The sequence below is a fragment of the Streptomyces sp. NPDC001415 genome, from assembly GCF_053597395.1.
This window is the reverse complement of record NZ_JBSFIE010000003.1, coordinates 1-15,715: the sequence shown is the minus strand read 5'-3', so window position 1 is coordinate 15,715 and position 15,715 is coordinate 1. Positions and strand designations below refer to the sequence as shown.

The following is a 15,715-nucleotide window of genomic DNA, read 5'->3' as shown; positions in this document are numbered from 1 at the left end:
ACATCTGGCCAGAACCCCCTATCGGGAACCCACTACCCATGGGTAACGTCCGGGCAGTCCAGTCGTGCTCGGAGTTCCGCCCCCCACGGAAGCCTCCGGGCACCTGCCCGATCTTGGACCGCAGCCGGTGCGTCACACAGAGCCGTGGCACCGGCGCCCGATGAGGAGCAGCAGTCTTGCGCGAGTTCAGCCTTCCGGCCCTGTACGAGGTCCCTTCGGACGGCAACCTGACGGATCTGATCCGCCGCAATGCCGCTCAGCATCCCGATGTCGCGGTCATGGGCCGTAAGATCGCGGGTGCCTGGGCCGATGTCACCGCCCGCCAGTTCCTCACCGAGGTTCGCGCCGTCGCCAAAGGCCTGATCGCCTCGGGCGTCGAGGCCGGCGACCGGGTGGCCCTGCTCTCCCGGACGCGGTACGAGTGGGTGCTGCTCGACTTCGCGATCTGGAGCGCGGGCGCCGTCACCGTCCCGGTGTACGAGACCAGTTCGCCCGAGCAGATCCAGTGGATCCTCGGCGACTCCGGCGCGACGCTCGCCATCGTCGAGTCCGAGGCGCACCAGGCCTCGGTGGCCTCGGTCCAGAGCGCCCTACCGGCCCTCAAGGGCAGCTGGCAGTTCGACAAGGACGCGGTGGGCCGGCTCACCGCGCTCGGCGCGGACGTCTCCGACGAGCTGCTCGACCAGCGGATGTCCTCGGCGCACGCCGACGACCCGGCGACCATCGTCTACACCTCCGGCACCACCGGCCGCCCCAAGGGCTGCGTGCTGACCCACCGTGCCTTCTTCGCGGAGTGCGGCAACGTGGTGGAGCGCCTCAAGCCGCTGTTCCGTACGGGCGAGTGCTCGGTGCTGCTCTTCCTGCCCGCGGCCCACGTCTTCGGGCGCCTGGTCGAGGTGGCCTCGGTGATGGCGCCGATCAAGCTCGGCTGCGTACCGGACATCAAGAACCTGACCGATGAACTCGCCTCGTTCCGGCCGACGCTGATCCTCGGCGTGCCGCGCGTCTTCGAGAAGGTCTACAACTCGGCGCGCGCCAAGGCGCAGGCCGACGGCAAGGGCAAGATCTTCGACAAGGCCGCGCACACCGCGATCGCCTACAGCAAGGCGCTCAGCACGGACGCGGGGCCCTCGGTCGGCCTGAAGATCAAGCACAAGGTCTTCGACAAGCTCGTCTTCAGCAAGCTGCGGGCGGTGCTCGGCGGGCGCGGCGAGTACGCGATCTCCGGCGGCGCGCCGCTGGGCGAGCGGCTCGGCCACTTCTTCCGCGGCATCGGCTTCACGGTCCTGGAGGGCTACGGCCTGACCGAGTCCTGTGCCGCGACCGCGTTCAACCCGTGGGACCGCCCGAAGATCGGCACGGTCGGGCAGCCGCTGCCGGGGTCGGTCGTGCGGATCGCGGACGACGGCGAGGTGCTGCTGCACGGCGAGCACCTCTTCCAGGGCTACTGGAACAACGAGGCCGCGACCGCCGAGGCGCTGGCCGACGGCTGGTTCCACACCGGCGACATCGGCACCCTCGACGAGGACGGCTACCTCGCGATCACCGGCCGCAAGAAGGAGATCATCGTGACGGCGGGCGGCAAGAACGTCGCCCCCGCCGTCATCGAGGACCGCATCCGCGCGCACGCCCTGGTCGCGGAGTGCATGGTGGTCGGCGACGGACGGCCGTTCGTCGGCGCGCTCGTCACCCTGGACGAGGAGTTCCTGGGCCGCTGGGCCGAGGAGCACGGCAAGTCCGTGGCGACGGTGGCCGCGCTGCGCGACGACGCCGACCTGCTCGCGGAGGTGCAGCGGGCCGTGGACGACGGCAACGCGGCGGTCTCCAAGGCGGAGTCGGTACGGAAGTTCCGGGTGCTCGGGGCGCAGTTCACCGAGGAGGCGGGGCACATCACGCCTTCGCTGAAGCTGAAGCGGAATGTTGTGGCCAAGGACTTCGCGGACGAGATCGAGGCGATCTACACCCGCTGAGCCCGCAGCGGCCTCGGGGTTTCGGGGGCTGGGCCCCCGGCCCCGCTGGTGGCCCCTTCCGCGCACGGCCGACCGCGGCGAACCCGACCCCGGGGCTCCGCCCCGGACCCCGTTCGCGCCTGAAGGGCGCTCGTCCTCAATCGCCGGACAGGCTAAAGATGCTGGTGCCGGCCAGCACCGTCCCGCTAGGGGCGCGGGGCTGTGACATGTGCGGCTGCGCCGCGATGGGGGTCCCCCCTGTTCGAGCGGAGCCGAGAACTTGGGGGAGCGAGCAACCACGCACGGCCCGAGGCCGAAAACAGCCCAGGGGCGCGGGGAGCTGCGCAAACAGCCCCCGACCGGCCCCAGCGTCGAATAGGCGGAGCCGTACCCGCTAAAGCAACCCCCGCAGCTTCTCCGCCAGGAGATCCCAGCGCCACCTCTCCTCGACCCACTCCCGCCCCCGCTCCCCCATGCTGCGCCGCAGCTCCGCGTCCTGGAGCAGGGTCACGATGCGGTCCGCCGAGTCCTCGGGGACACCGCCCCGCACGACCCAGCCCGTCTCGCCGTCGAGGACCGCGTCGGGCGCGCCGCCCGAGTCGCCCGCGACCACGGGCAGGCCGGTCGCCGAGGCCTCCAGGTAGACGATGCCGAGGCCCTCGACGTCCAGGCCGCCGCGCCGGGTGCGGCACGGCATCGCGAAGACGTCGCCCGCCCCGTAGTGCGCGGGAAGTTCCTCCCAGGGCACCGCTCCGGTGAAGCGGACGGAGGCCGAGACCCCGGTGTCCAGGGCTAGTTTGCGCAGGTCGGCCTCGTAAGGCCCGCCGCCGACGATGAGCAGGACCGCCTCCGGCACCTGCGCGAGGATCGCCGGCATGGCGAGGATCAGCGTGTCCTGGCCCTTGCGCGGGACGAGCCGCGAGACGCAGACCACGACGGGCCGGTCGGCGAGCCCGAGCCGTTCGCGTACGGCGTCGCCGCCGGAGCCTGGGTGGAAGGTCTTCTCGTCGACGCCGGGCGGGAGTTGGACCATGCGGGCCGCGGCCTGCGGGGTGAGTGCGCTCGCGATCCGGGAGCGGGTGTATTCACCGAGATAGGTGATGGTGTCCGTGCCCTCGCCGATCCGCCTCAACAGCCGCCGCGCGGCGGGCAGTTGGGCCCACCCGGCCTCGTGCCCGTGCGTGGTCGCGACCAGTCGCTCCGCGCCGGCCCTGCGCAGCGCGGGCCCCATGAGGCCGAGCGGCGCCGCCGCCCCGAACCACACGGAGGAACAGTCGTGTTCGCGCAGCAGCGAGACGGCCCGCCGGGTGACCCGGGGTGTGGGGAGCAGCATCGTGGTGCGGTCGCGTACGACGGTGAACGGCTGCTCGGCGTCGAACGCGGCGGTCGCCTCGATGCCCTCCCGGCTCCGCTTCCACGTCGAGGCGTAGACGACGATCTGCTCGGGATCGAGGCGCAGCGCCATGTTGTGAAGGAACGCCTGGATCCCGCCGGGGCGCGGCGGGAAGTCATTGGTCACGATCAAGGTCTTGTGCATCGCCGCCGACAGTACCGAACCCGGGCCGCGGAGCCGAAGGGAGCCCGCTGGGCGGCGGCGCGGGCCCGGGCGGGGTTTGGGCCCTGAAAGGACCCGGCCCCGCCTGACGGCCGAGGCGCCCCTGTGCGCGGCATCATGGCTGGGCCCGGCCCCCTATATGAGGACGAGACGGACACCATGAGCATCCTCCGGCACCCGTTCGCGGCGGCGGCCGCCTGGGTCGCGACCCGCTATCTGCTGCTGCTCTGCGTCTTCGGGGTGCTGGTCCTGCCGGGCCCGGACGTCACCAGCGACGTCCACGTCATCTACCAGGGCTGGTCGCAGGTCCTCGCCGGCGGCACGTATCCGCTGGACGACGTGACCTGGCAGTACCCGCCGGCCGCCGCGCTCGCGGTCCTCTCCCCCCTGGCGCTGCCCTTCCTCGACTACGCGGCGGCGTTCTTCCTGCTCGTCTTCCTCGCGGACGCGCTGGTCTTCGCCCTCCTGATGCACGCGGCGGGCCGCCCCGGCAAGTCCCTGAACGGCGCCTGGATGTGGGCGGTCGGCGTGCCGCTGCTCGGCCCCACCGCGTACGCCCGCTACGACCTGATGGTGACCGCGGTCGCGGTCGCGGCGCTGCTCGCGGGCGCCCGCCACCCTCGGATCCTGGGCGCGCTCACCGCGTTCGGGGCGCTGCTGAAGGTGTGGCCGGTGCTCCTGCTGATCCGCGCGCCGCGCCGGTCCTGGACGACCGCGGTGGTGGCCGCGGCCGCGATCCTGGGGGCGTGTCTCGCGGCGGCGCCGGGCGCGCTCGCCTTCCTCACCTTCCAGCGGGAGCGGGGCACGGAGGTCGAGTCGCTCGGCGGGCTTGTCTTCCATGCGGCCCGGCAGTTCGGCTGGCGGGGGCGGGTGCAGCTGAACTACGGCTCGGTGGAATTCCTGGGTCCGTACGTGCCGCTGGTGTCCACCCTCGCGATCGCCCTGACCGCGCTCGCCTTCGGCTGGCTGCTGCTGTGGCGCCTGAGGTCCCCGGGCCCGCTGCGCCCGAGCACCCTGGCGGACGCGGCCTTCACCGCCGTACTGCTCTTCACGACCACGAGCCGGGTGATCAGCCCGCAGTACCTGCTGTGGCTGGTGGGCCTGGCCGCGGTGTGCGTGACCTTCCGCCGCACCCCGATGACCCGCCCGGCCCTGCTGGTCCTGGCCGCGACAGGCGTGACCCTCCTGGAGTTCCCGGTCTGGTTCTCCCACGTGATGGCGAGCGACTGGCTGGGCGTGCTCCTCCTGGTCCTGCGCAACGGCCTCCTGGTGACCGCGTCCGTCCTCGCCTGCCGTCGCCTGTGGCGGTCGACCTCCCCCACCCGCAACCTCCCGCCGCTCCCCCTTCAGCCCACCCGCAGCACCGAGCCGTCCCCCACCCGCTGACGCTCCGGGATGCGCCGGTAGAGCCTTGCCAGAGCCGCGCACTGGGCGCCTGTGGCCAGCGCCATCGCCAGGCAGATGCCGGGCAGGCCGAGACCCGACAGGCCGTAGCAGAGCGCCAGTTGGAGCACCACTCCGCATCCGGTGATCCTGGCCAGGAACGGGCTGCCGCCGCTGCCCTCGAAGACCCCGCCCAGCGCGATGAAGCAGGCGAGCAGCACCAGGTAGGGCCCCAGGCAGCGCAGGTACAGCGCCCCGGCGACGGCCACCTCTCCGTGCGCGCCGAACCCCGCCATGATCCAGGGCGCGGCGGCGACCAGCCCGAGGAGCGCGGCGACCCCCACCGCCCCCGAGACGCCCACCGCGGCCCGCCCGACGGCCCGCCGCTCGTCCCGCCCGGCCCCGAGCAGCCGCGCGGTGTGGATCGCGGCGGCTTGGCGTACGGAGTAGAACGCCATGGTCGCCCCGTACATCGCCTTGGTCGCGATGCCGTACGCGGCAACCTCGGCGACGCCGATCCGCGCGACGACGGCGACCAGCGCGAGCGCCCCGCCCATCCGCACGACGAAGTCGGCGGACATGGGGAGCCCGGTGCGGACCGTGCGACGCAGATCGGCGGACAGGGTGCGCGGCGAGGGCCCGGCGGCGCGCAGCACGGCGCTGCGCCGCAGCGCCACGAGCCCCCACCCCAGGGCGACCGCCCGCCCGGCCACGGTCGCGATGGCCGCGCCCCGCACGCCGAGGCCGCAGCCCAGGATGAGCAGCGGGTCGAGGATCAGGATCAGCCCGTTGGCGAGCAGCGCGAGGCGCATCGGGGTGCGGGTGTCGCCCGCGCCCTTGAGGATGCCGTCCACGACGTTGGTGGCGAAGAAGACCGCCGTGCCGGGCAGCGCGATGGAGAAGTAGCCGGTGGCCAGGGCCGGGGCAGCGCCGCCGTCGGCGCCGAGCATCAGGCGGGCCAGCGGCTCCCGGCACAGGAACCCGCCCACCGCGACGACCGGGGTGAGCAGCGCCCACAGCGCCCACCCGCCCCGCACCGCCGCCCGCACCCCGCCCGGATCGCCGGCGCCCCTGGCCCGGGCGAGCAGCACGGTCGTGCCCGACCCGGCCATCAGGATGACCCCGAGCAGCACGTTCTCGACGTTGGTGGCCACGGCGACCGCGGCCACACGATCCCCGCCGAGCCGGGCCACCCAGACCATGTTGATGATTCCGGCCGCGACCCCGGCCAGGAGCTCGAAGTAGACCGGATACGCGAGCGACACCAGCGCTCCCCGATGAACAGCCGGACCCGTCGCAGCCATTGCCCACTCCCCCGGTTCGCGATACCCCGATCGCATTACCTCGATTCGAGGTAACTCGATAAGAGGTACCATGAGGCTCGGCAACCGGACAAGACGAGGGGCGCTCATGCTGGAGCTGTCGATCCTGGGATTCCTGTACGAGGAACCCCTCCACGGCTACGAGCTCAAGGAGCGCATCAAGGGACTCAGCGGACACATCCGGCCGGTCAGCGACGGGGCGCTCTACCCGGCGATCACCCGCCTGGTGAAGGCGGGCGCCTTGGAGCAGCGCACCGAGCCGGGCAGCGGGGCCGCGCCCCGGCGCATCCTCTCCCTCACGGACGCGGGCCGCGCCGGACTCCTGGAGCGGCTGCGGAACCCCAAGGACGTCGAAATCACCGACGGGCAGCGGTTCTTCACCCTGCTCGCCTTCCTGCGCCACCTCCCCGACCCCGCCGAACAGGCGGCCGTCCTCAGGCGGCGGCAGGCCTTCCTCGAAACGCCGGCGAGTTTCTTCTACCGGGACGGCGAGCCCGTCGCGGCCGAGCAGGCGCCGGACCTGTTCCGCCAGGGCATGCTGCGGATCGCGCGCGCCACCGGCACGGAGGAGAAGAAGTGGCTGGCCGAGGCGATCACCCAGTTGGAAAAGCCCTGATCAAGCCAGCTGCGCCCGCACGTACTCCCGCCACTGCGCCGTGAACTCCCTTGGAGACAAGCCCAGTTCCTCGTTCATCGCCTTTTCCGGCGCCCCCTCGCGGTGGGGCTGGTCGCCGGCCTTCGTGTAGAAGCGGGCCAGGGCGGCCTCGCCCCAGTGGGTGGCGATCAGGCGGCAGGCCAGCCAGCCGCCTTCGTACGCTCGCGCCAGGCGGTCCGCGCCGCCGTCGAAGCCGAAGTCGGCGTCCGAGGGGAGGTCGGCGGGGAGGCCGCCCGCGCGGACGGCTTTTTGGAGTTCGGGGGCGGCCTGGGGGGCGGTGCGGCCGGTGTCGCGGTAGCCGACCCAGTCCGCGTAGCCCTCCGAGAGCCACATCGGGGTGGCGGGCGAGGTGTGCGCGCGGGTGGCGACGTGGGTGGTCTCGTGGGTGAGGACGACCCGGCGGCCCAGGTCACCGAGGATCGCGTACGCCTCCGGGTTGACGATCACCCGGTCCGCCGGGGCCGCCGCGGCGCCGCCCGCCTCGCCGGTGGTCACCGCCGCGATGCCCCGGTAGGAGGCGGCGGGCGCGCCGAGCAGCGCGGCCATGCCGTCCAGCGAAGAGGGGACCATGACCACCACCCGGCCCGCCCATTTTCCCGGCCACGCCGCCGACACCGCGGGCACCGCCGCGTCCTCCACGGCGGCGATCTCGCGCAGCTTCGCCGCATCCTGGCCCACCCCGAGGATCAGGCAGTGGGTGCCCCGTACGACCGTGACCGGGCCCTGCTGCCACAGCAGCGGGGCGGCGCCTTGTGCGGGCCGGTCACCGGTGACGTACCAGCTCTCGCCGCGCCGGTCGAGGGTGAGGGTGCGGGCGGCGGTCACGGGGGCGGTGTCGTAGCCCTCGATCCGGTAGCGCAGCTCCACCCGGGCGGTCGCCGTCGCGCCGTGCCGCTCCACCCCGGTGACCTTGTACGTCCATGAGCTGAGCGGCATCTGCGCCAGGTTGCCGAACTCGGTGCGCTGGGCGACCCGCAGGCCGGTCGCCGCGGGGTCGACGGCGGCCAGGTAGCCGGCCTCGTCGTGCTTCAGGACCGCGGCGGCGCGCCGGTCGAGGACCTGCTGCAGCCGGCTCGCGGTGGCGTCGGGCGCCGGCCGGGGCGCCGAGCAGCCGGCCACGAGCAGCAGCGCGGCGAGCGCGCATCCCGCCGCTCTCCCGCGCCACACCCCTCGACCGCGTCCCTGACCTGCCACGCCGCCGATCGTACGGTCACAGGCGCGTCACCGAGGAAATGGGCATCATCCCCACGGGGTCGTAGCGCACCGGCGCCCCGGGATACGGCGCGTGCACCACCTGGCCGTTCCCCATGTACATGGCGATGTGGCTGGCGTCGTGCCGGTACGTGATCAGGTCGCCGGGCTTCGCCTCGGAGAGCGGCACGTGGTGGCCGGCGTACCGCTGCTCCTGCGAGGTGCGCGGCAGACCGAGGCCGGCCTGGGCGTACGACCACTGCATCAGGCCCGAACAGTCGAACCCGGCGGGCCCGTTGCCGCCCCAGATGTACGGCTTGCCGATCGCCTCGCGGGCCGCCATCACCGCCGCCGCGGCCTGCGCGGAGGCGGGCGCCGAGTCGGAGAGCGCGGGCAGTTCGGTGCGGCCGGGACGGGAGGCCCGGTCGAAGGCGGCCCGGTCGGCGGCCGGCAGCGCGTTCAGGGCCCGGCGCGCCTCGGCCAGCTTCGACTCGACGGTCCGCTTGTGCCGGGCCACCTCGGTGCGGCTGCGCTCCAGCTCGGCCAGCTTGCGGCGGGCCTCGGCGCGCTGCTGCGACAGGCGCCGCTGCTCGCGCTGGAGGTCCTGGAGCGCTCCGGTCTGACGCTCGCTCAGCCGGTCGAGGGTGGCGGCCCGGTCGAGATACGTGTCCGGGTTCGAGGAGAGGAGCAGCACGAGCGCGGGGTCGATGCCGCCCGAGCGGTACTGCGCCCCGGCGATCGCGCCGAGCGCGCCCCGCATGCGGTTGATCCTGTCCTGGCCGCGTGCGACGCCGTCCTGCGCCCGCTTGACCTCGTCACGCATCTCCTTGGCGTGCTCGTCGGCCTTGTCGTACCGCTCGGTGGCCTGCTCGGCCTCCTCGAAGAGGCGGTCGACCCTGGCCTGTCCCGAGGAGGCCGGCGGGCGCGGATCGGCGCTCGCCGCGGGTGCCGCGAGGGCTGCCGCGGCCGTCGCCGCCGCGGCCGAAAGGACGGTGACGCGGGCGCTCTGGGTCAGGCCCGACTGCGAAGGCCGGCGATGGGACGCCACGTATGCCGCACTCCCTTGCACTGCGTGCGGCCCCTGCCGCCCGGGCGGGCGGCGAGTCACCGGGGGAACCGCACGCCGGACAGTAGCCGGGCACACACCGGGCGGCCAACGTCCCCGCCGCCTACGCAAAGTGACGCCCCACCGGAGAACACAGGTCACCGGCGGGGCGTGGCGTCAGCGCGAGTTGCCGTAATTCGCCCGTTTGGGCGGTGTGGGCGGCTGACGGAGAGAAAGGGGTGTCAGCCTATGCGCACGCCGAACTGGAACGGCATGTTGTCCATCGACTCGTAGCGCACGACGGTGCCCGTCCTCGGGGCGTGCAGCACCATGTTGTTGCCGGCGTACAGACCGATGTGGTGCAGGTCGCCGAAGAAGAGCACGAGGTCGCCGGGCTTGAGTTCACCGCGGCCGATCCGGGTGCCCGCGTTGGCCTGCTCCTGCGAGGTGCGCGGCAGGGAGACGCCCGCCTGGCGGTAGGCGTAGCCCGTCAGGCCCGAGCAGTCGAAGGTCGCCATGCCGGTCGCGCCGTAGCTGTACGGCTTGCCGAGCTGGGTCTGGGCCGCGCTCAGGGCGGCGGCACCGACCTGCGAGGCGGGCACGTCCTTGCCGAGTTCCGGGCGCTCGGTGGAGCGGCTGGCGCGCGCCTCGTCGGCGGCGAGCGCGGCCTTCTCCTGCGCGGTCAGCGAGTTGAGCAGCGTCTGCGCGTCGCTGAGCTTGCCCTGGACTTCCTTCTTCTTGTCGTCGAGCACCTTGCGGGTGTCGGCGAGGTCCTTCAGCTTGTCCTGGGCTTCCTTGCGCTCCTGCGCGAGGGTGCGCTGCTTGCCCTGGATCTTCCGCAGCGCCTCGGCCTGATTGGCGCTCAGCTGGTCGAGGGCGGAGGCCTTGTCCAGGAAGTCGTCCGGGTTGGAGGAGAGGAAGAGCGCGAGCGAGGGGTCGATGCCGCCCGAGCGGTACTGCGCCGAGGCCATCGAACCGAGGCCACTGCGCAGGGTGTTGAGCTCCTGCTGGCCGCGGGCGACCTTGTCCTGGATCTGCCCGATCTCCTTCTCCAGCGTGGCCTGCTTCTCCTTGGCGCCGTTGGCCGCCTCGGTCGCCTGCTCGGCCTCGTCGTAGAGCTTGTCGACCTTGCTCTTGACCTCGTCCTTGGAGGGCTTCGGGTCCGCCTGGGCGGCCTGCGAGGTGAGGGCGACGACAGCGGCGGCGGTCGCGCTGAGCACGGTCACACGGGTGCGGCTCGCGGGCTTGGGACGACGGTGGGACCCCACGAAGGCGAGCTCCTTCTTCCTCAGCCGCCGAACAGCGCACACTCGGCGGGACCTTCACGGTCACCCCGGGACGAGTGATCAACCGCGTGAAGGTACGAGGCCCGACCCTAGTGACCTTCCTGTGATCAGTTCAAATCCTGATAGTAAAAAACTCCGCGACCGAGGCGATTCTTTACTGTCATCCCACGCGCAGTAGTTGGCACTTGACGGAGTGCTGGCCGACCATCACCCGAATTCGGGCATTGAACACAGGAGTTGCCAAACGGCCTGAATGCGTCGGACGCGTGACATCAGACGCGTGACAGACGCTTCAGGAGCAGCAGCGAGGCGACCGGGCGGGCGCCCGCCTTCGCGACGCCGTCCGCGACTTCCTTGTCCGTGGAGACGACCACCACGGCCCGCCCCGACGGCTCGGCCCGCACCAGCTGGCGGATCAGCTCGTCCGCGGTCACCCCGGGCTTCGAGAACAGGACCCGTACGCCCCTGGGCGGCGCGAGCAGCACCGGGGCCGCCAGCTCCGCGCCGTCGAAGACACAGGTGACCTCGGCGCCCGTCTGCGCGGCGAGCACGGACAGACCGCCGAGCAGCCGCAGGCGCTGCTTCTCCAACGGCATCGTCGGATAGCCGGTCTTGGTGACGTTGTAGCCGTCCACGACCAGGTGCACCTGTGGCAGCGCGAGCAGCTGGTCGAGCAGCGCCGGGTCGGTCTCCGAGAGCGCCCGGGCCGCGATGTCCTTGGGCGTCATGTTGCCCGGCGCGACCGCGTCCACGGTGTCGGCGGGGCGCACCGCGGCGGGCGGCAGCGCCAGTTCGCGGCGCAGCCCCTGGGCGCCCTCCAGGACCGTGTCGAGCAGCAGCCGCAGCCGCATGTCCTCGACGGAACGCCCCTCGCGGACCGCGCGCCGGCTCGCCTCAAGGCCCGCCTCTGCCTCACCGAGCCGTGTCTTGAGGCGCCGGGTCTCGCTCTCGGCGGCGGCCACCTGGGCGGCCGCCTCGGACTTGATGCCGTCGATCTCGGAGGTGATCCGGCGCAGGGCGGCCTCGCCGCGCTTCACATCGCTCTGGGCGCTGCGCAGCTTGCGCTGGAGCGATTCCGCTTCCTTGCGGGCCGCGAGCAGTTCGAGGCGCAGCGCCTCGTTCTCGGACTTGACCAGGGCGCGCGCTTCGGCGAGTTCCTGGCGCAGCCGCTCCAGCTCGCGCCGGCTCTCCTCGTCGGCCCGCTCGGCGAACGCCCGCTGGGCCTCCTCGCCGGCCGCGGCGACCAACTTCACCCATCCGGTGGGTCGCAGCACGTAGGCGGCGGCCGCCACGTCCACGGGGTCGGCGGCCGCGGGCGGCGAGCCCGCCTCCACGGCGCCGGCGAGCTCGGGCTGCGACTCCTTGAGCCGCTCGCCGATCCGCTGGCGGAAGACGGGGTCGCTCTCCAGCGCGGCGGCCATCGCGTTGCCCGCGAACTTGGCACGCCGGGTCGGGGTGAAACGGGCGTACTGCCGCAGTTGTCCGGGCAGTTCGGCGACGGTCAGGCCGCCGAACGCCTCCGAGACGAAGGCGACGACCCGGCGCCGCACCCCTTCGGGCAGCGGGCGGTCGAGCACCTCGGCGGGGCCGTCACCGGCCGAAGCGGCCGGTTCAGCACCGCTTGCATGCTCCACAATCCGTCACCCCAACTGTCATCCGTACCGCTTGGGCGGCCGCCCTCAGGAGGCGGTCGCGGCGTCGGTACCCGGCCGGTCCACTAGCTCGATCTGGTCCACCGCGTTGCACCAGCGGCAGCGGACCGACTCGATGGTCTCACTGACCACCTCGCGTTCCTCCACCTTGGGCTCTCCGGCGAGGTCCAGATGCACGTACTCGATCACTTTCGACGAGCGGGTGACATCGAAACGGGTGAGGTTTCCGCAGAGCGTGCAGCGCCACCGGGTCTCGGCGGTCGGCTGGGGAACGGTGGTCATGTGGTGCCGTCCTCTTTCCACTTCCATGGTCCAGGATCTCGCGGTGCGCCGTCGAACTGCGGGAGTACTGCCCGCAACCCTACGGCCTACCCGTCGGCCACCGGCACGGCGAGGCGGTCTGTACCGAAAGCTCCCTTTAGGCCATTCTCTCCCCATGATCAGGCGGCGGGGGGCGGCGATCCTCAAGGGGGCGGTATTCGGCCCGATCATGACGTACGGGCTGATCACCGCCTGCTGCCTGCTCTTCGTCATCAGCCCGGCGTCCGGCCTGAACCCGGGCTACGGGACCGGCGACGCGATCCTGAGCGCCCAGAGCGACTACTTCGCCCGCTGGGGGGTCCTCCCGAACGAGCTGACGGCGGGGCGGCCGGACGCCCTGCTCACCCCGTTCACCGCCCTGTTCGTGCACGGCAGCTGGCTGCATCTGCTCGGCAACATGCTGTTCCTCTACGTCTTCGGCGCGATGACCGAGGAACGCATGGGCCGGCTGGAGTTCGCCCTGTTTTACCTGGCGGCCGGCTATCTGGCGCTGCTCGGGTACGCGGCGGCGCACGCGGAGTCGGACCAGACGCTCGTGGGGGCGTCCGGGGCCATCTCGGCCGTGCTCGGCGCCTTCCTCTGCCTCTTCCCCAGAGCCAGGGTGACCAGCATCTTCCCGTTCCTGCTGTTCCTGCCGCTGCGCCTTCCCGCGTGGATCGTGCTGGTCTTCTGGTTCGCCCTGCAGTGGCTGGCGATCCGGAGCGCGCCGGCCGGGCCCGGGGTGGCCTACCTGGCCCATCTCGTCGGCTTCGGCCTCGGCTTCCTCTACGCGTGGGCCCGTTTCCGCGGGGCGGCTAGAGTGAAACGCCGAAAGCCCGTGAAGCCCGCGGGTCCGGCCGCCACCGAGGGAGAAAGCCAGCCGTGATCACCGCGATCGTGCTCATCAAGACCAGCGTGGACCGGATTCCCGAGATCGCGGAGTCCATCGCGGCGCTCGACAGCGTCAGCGAGGTGTACTCGGTGACCGGTACGTACGACTTGATCGCGCTGGTCAGGGTGGCTCGCCACGACGACCTCGCGGACATCATCCCGGGCAGCATCAGCAAGATCCCCGGCGTCGAGGGGACGGATACGCATGTCGCGTTCCGCACGTACTCCCAACACGACCTGGAAGCGGCCTTCGCGATCGGCCTGGACTCGTAACGACCCTCTTCTTCGCTCGGGGGCGCTGCCCCGAACCCCCGCCCTGACGTCTTTCGGCCGCGGACCGTGGCCGGCTGGTCGCGCAGTTCCCCGCGCCCCTAGCAGCATCGATCGGGCCGGCACCGGCACTTCAGCCCGTCTTGGGGGCGCGACCAGCGGCGCTGGGTGCCCTACAGGGGCGCGGGGAACTGCGCGACCAGCCACCGACAGCCCGCAGGCAACCGATGAGCGGGGTCCGGGGCGAAGCCCCGGGGGTTCCGTGGGCGACAGCCCCCGGTAAGGCGTGGCCCGGCGGGGTTTACACCGCCGGGACGCAGCGCCCGGCCTCCGTGCGGTACTGCCACTTCGCCCCCTGCGTGACCAGCTCACGAACCGCCCGCACGAAGCGGTCCACGTGCTCGTCCGGCGTCCCCGCCCCGAAGCTGACCCGGATCGCGTTCAGGGACCGCTCACCCGGCTCCGCCTCGGGGGCGCCGCACTCCCCCGGGTCCTGCGGGTCGCTGCCGAGCAGCGTGCGCACCAGCGGGTGGGCGCAGAAGAGGCCGTCGCGCACCCCGATGCCGTACTCGGCCGACAGCGCCGCCGCGAAATGCGAGCTGTTCCAGCCGTCGACGACGAACGAGATGACGCCGACCCGGGGCGCGTCGTCGCCGAACAGCGAAAGCACCCGGACTTCGGGCACCTCCGCGAGGCCTTCGCGGACCTTCGCGATCAGGTGCCGCTCCCGCTCGACCAGCGAGTCGAACCCGGCCTCGGTCAGCGCCTTGCAGGCGGAGGCGATGGAGTAGACGCCGATGACGTTGGGCGAACCGGCCTCGTGACGCGCGGCCGTGGTGTGCCACTCCACGTCCACGCCACCGTCGGCGCGTCGCGCGACCTTCTTGGAGGCACCGCCGCCGGCCAGGTAGGGCTCGGATTCCTGGAGCCAGTCCGCGCGCCCGGCGAGCACTCCCGAGCCGAACGGCGCGTACAGCTTGTGCCCGGAGAAGGCGATCCAGTCGACGTCCAACTCCCTTACGGAGACGGGGTGATGGGGCGCGAGCTGGGCCGCGTCCAGGACGATGCGGGCGCCGTGGGCGTGCGCCGCGGCGGCGAGTTCCTTCACCGGCCACAGCTCGCCGGTGACGTTGGACGCGCCGGTGACGCACACGAGCGCGGGGCCGTAGGGGTCGCGGTCGGCGAGGGCGCGCTCCAGCGTCTCGACGGCCTGCCGGGGGGTGCGCGGCGCGTTCAGGTACGTCACGTGGGCGCCCTGCCAGGGCAGCAGTGAGGCGTGGTGCTCGGTCTCGAAGACGAAGACCTGGCAGTCGGCTGGAATCACCTGGGCGAGCAGGTTCAGCGAGTCGGTGGTGGAGCGGGTGAAGACGACCTGGTCGCCGGGGCGGCAGTCGAGGAATTCGGCCACCGTGACGCGGCTGTTCTCGAACAGGTCGGTGGAGAGCTGCGAGAGGTAGCCGGCCCCGCGGTGCACGCTGCCGTAGTAGGGGGCGTACGCGGCGACGTCGTCCCAGACCCGCTGGAGGGCGGGCGCGCTCGCGGCGTAGTCGAGGGCGGCGTAGGTCACCTCGCCGCCGGTGACGAGCGGCACGGTGACGTCGCGGCCGAGCACCGGCAGCGGCGCCGCACAGCAGGGGTCGGCGGACTCGACGGCGACGGAAGCAGTGGCGGTGGCGGTGGCGGCAGGGCGTGCGGACATGGCGGTATCTCCCGGCAGGAAAAGGCGAGTTGACTTCGGACCCCGGGTACGGCGGCGCGACCCTGCATCGAGCGAGAGGGTTCGACTGCCTTGCCGTGTACGGGTGTTGACCTCGATCACGCAGCCCGAAGAAGGGTGCGCGGAGGGTGTGAAGAAGGGGCGGTACGCCCTATCGCATTCGCTTGCTCACGAGACTGCTCCCTTGAGGACCAGGACCCCAGGGCTGTGACATCCAACGATGTCCAGGGGTCCGCGCTTGCCGTAGGCCTTGCTGCCTACGACCTGGTCTTCACCCGGGGCACCCCGCCACGGACGGAGGGTTGCCGGACAGCGAGCCGGGGCCTAAATCGCTGTCACTCATGACCTTGAACAGCATCCTGCCACACGTCCCGGCGTGCGCAAGGCACAGTCCGCGATCTGGACTGAGAGCCTGTGTCTAAACCCCGTCCGGATCAGGCCGGGGCGTCTGGTGCGTGCGATCGCAAGGCGCCGGAAGGTCCTCGATGGGGGTACCCCC

Annotated in this window: 13 protein-coding genes and 1 riboswitch; of the genes, 5 read left to right on the top strand and 8 right to left on the bottom strand. The window is 72.2% G+C overall.

Features of this window, described 5'->3' with window-relative positions:
* Nucleotides 1-176 precede the first annotated feature (176 nt).
* A complete protein-coding gene (locus ACWC2B_RS04290; RefSeq protein ID WP_450714907.1) occupies nt 177-1,970 on the top strand; it encodes an AMP-dependent synthetase/ligase in 1,794 nt (597 codons plus the stop codon).
* 373 nt (nt 1,971-2,343) lie between these two features.
* Here the strand turns inward: ACWC2B_RS04290 and ACWC2B_RS04285 are convergent, their stop codons facing one another.
* Nucleotides 2,344-3,486: a glycosyltransferase family 4 protein gene (locus tag ACWC2B_RS04285; RefSeq protein WP_450714906.1), complete on the bottom strand. Its 1,143-nt coding sequence runs from the start codon at nt 3,484-3,486 to the stop codon at nt 2,344-2,346.
* Between the two features lie 177 nt (nt 3,487-3,663).
* On the opposite strand from ACWC2B_RS04285, the gene ACWC2B_RS04280 reads away from it, so the two are divergent.
* Complete coding sequence (locus tag ACWC2B_RS04280) at nt 3,664-4,890, top strand: glycosyltransferase 87 family protein (RefSeq protein ID WP_450714905.1); 1,227 nt, start codon at nt 3,664-3,666, stop codon at nt 4,888-4,890.
* Here ACWC2B_RS04280 and ACWC2B_RS04275 read toward each other — a convergent pair.
* The gene (locus ACWC2B_RS04275; protein WP_450714904.1) at nt 4,851-6,191 is read right to left on the bottom strand and encodes an MATE family efflux transporter; all 1,341 of its coding nucleotides are present in this window, start codon (nt 6,189-6,191) and stop codon (nt 4,851-4,853) included. The genes ACWC2B_RS04280 and ACWC2B_RS04275 overlap by 40 nt on opposite strands.
* Before the next feature lie 106 nt (nt 6,192-6,297).
* Between ACWC2B_RS04275 and ACWC2B_RS04270 the strand changes: the two genes are divergently transcribed.
* Nucleotides 6,298-6,825 (top strand): PadR family transcriptional regulator, encoded by a 528-nt coding sequence (locus ACWC2B_RS04270; RefSeq protein WP_450714903.1) that lies wholly within the window; start codon nt 6,298-6,300, stop codon nt 6,823-6,825.
* Here the strand turns inward: ACWC2B_RS04270 and ACWC2B_RS04265 are convergent, their stop codons facing one another.
* The 5 genes from ACWC2B_RS04265 to ACWC2B_RS04245 form a co-directional block, all read right to left on the bottom strand.
* Nucleotides 6,826-8,058 (bottom strand): hypothetical protein, encoded by a 1,233-nt coding sequence (locus ACWC2B_RS04265; RefSeq protein ID WP_450714902.1) that lies wholly within the window; start codon nt 8,056-8,058, stop codon nt 6,826-6,828.
* Between the two features lie 16 nt (nt 8,059-8,074).
* Nucleotides 8,075-9,103 carry an NlpC/P60 family protein gene (locus tag ACWC2B_RS04260; RefSeq protein WP_450714901.1) on the bottom strand — a complete coding sequence of 343 codons (1,029 nt, stop codon included), beginning with the start codon at nt 9,101-9,103 and terminating at the stop codon, nt 8,075-8,077.
* A gap of 239 nt (nt 9,104-9,342) precedes the next feature.
* The gene (locus ACWC2B_RS04255; RefSeq protein ID WP_450714900.1) at nt 9,343-10,368 is read right to left on the bottom strand and encodes an NlpC/P60 family protein; all 1,026 of its coding nucleotides are present in this window, start codon (nt 10,366-10,368) and stop codon (nt 9,343-9,345) included.
* Nucleotides 10,369-10,658: 290 nt separating this feature from the next.
* Nucleotides 10,659-12,020 carry an NYN domain-containing protein gene (locus ACWC2B_RS04250; protein ID WP_450714899.1) on the bottom strand — a complete coding sequence of 454 codons (1,362 nt, stop codon included), beginning with the start codon at nt 12,018-12,020 and terminating at the stop codon, nt 10,659-10,661.
* A 45-nt stretch (nt 12,021-12,065) separates the two neighbouring features.
* The gene (locus ACWC2B_RS04245) at nt 12,066-12,320 is read right to left on the bottom strand and encodes a hypothetical protein (RefSeq protein ID WP_386100543.1); all 255 of its coding nucleotides are present in this window, start codon (nt 12,318-12,320) and stop codon (nt 12,066-12,068) included.
* A 154-nt stretch (nt 12,321-12,474) separates the two neighbouring features.
* On the opposite strand from ACWC2B_RS04245, the gene ACWC2B_RS04240 reads away from it, so the two are divergent.
* Nucleotides 12,475-13,224 (top strand): rhomboid family intramembrane serine protease, encoded by a 750-nt coding sequence (locus ACWC2B_RS04240; protein ID WP_450714898.1) that lies wholly within the window; start codon nt 12,475-12,477, stop codon nt 13,222-13,224.
* Nucleotides 13,221-13,502: an Lrp/AsnC family transcriptional regulator gene (locus ACWC2B_RS04235; protein WP_053727718.1), complete on the top strand. Its 282-nt coding sequence runs from the start codon at nt 13,221-13,223 to the stop codon at nt 13,500-13,502. Before ACWC2B_RS04240 ends, ACWC2B_RS04235 begins: the two co-directional genes overlap by 4 nt.
* A gap of 298 nt (nt 13,503-13,800) precedes the next feature.
* Here ACWC2B_RS04235 and ACWC2B_RS04230 read toward each other — a convergent pair whose 3' ends face one another.
* Complete coding sequence (locus ACWC2B_RS04230) at nt 13,801-15,198, bottom strand: aminotransferase class V-fold PLP-dependent enzyme (protein ID WP_450714897.1); 1,398 nt, start codon at nt 15,196-15,198, stop codon at nt 13,801-13,803.
* Between the two features lie 247 nt (nt 15,199-15,445).
* Nucleotides 15,446-15,563, bottom strand: a riboswitch (SAM riboswitch).
* Nucleotides 15,564-15,715 lie beyond the last annotated feature (152 nt).

Excerpts from the sequence above, each read along its gene's own strand:
- ACWC2B_RS04285 (WP_450714906.1), bottom strand. The coding sequence starts at position 3,486 with ATGCACAAGACCTTGATCGTGACCAATGACTTCCCGCCGCGCCCCGGC.
- ACWC2B_RS04240 (WP_450714898.1), top strand. The coding sequence starts at position 12,475 with ATGATCAGGCGGCGGGGGGCGGCGATCCTCAAGGGGGCGGTATTCGGC.
- ACWC2B_RS04245 (WP_386100543.1), bottom strand. The coding sequence starts at position 12,320 with ATGACCACCGTTCCCCAGCCGACCGCCGAGACCCGGTGGCGCTGCACG.
- ACWC2B_RS04275 (WP_450714904.1), bottom strand. The coding sequence starts at position 6,191 with ATGGCTGCGACGGGTCCGGCTGTTCATCGGGGAGCGCTGGTGTCGCTC.
- ACWC2B_RS04270 (WP_450714903.1), top strand. The coding sequence starts at position 6,298 with ATGCTGGAGCTGTCGATCCTGGGATTCCTGTACGAGGAACCCCTCCAC.
- ACWC2B_RS04280 (WP_450714905.1), top strand. The coding sequence starts at position 3,664 with ATGAGCATCCTCCGGCACCCGTTCGCGGCGGCGGCCGCCTGGGTCGCG.
- ACWC2B_RS04230 (WP_450714897.1), bottom strand. The coding sequence starts at position 15,198 with ATGTCCGCACGCCCTGCCGCCACCGCCACCGCCACTGCTTCCGTCGCC.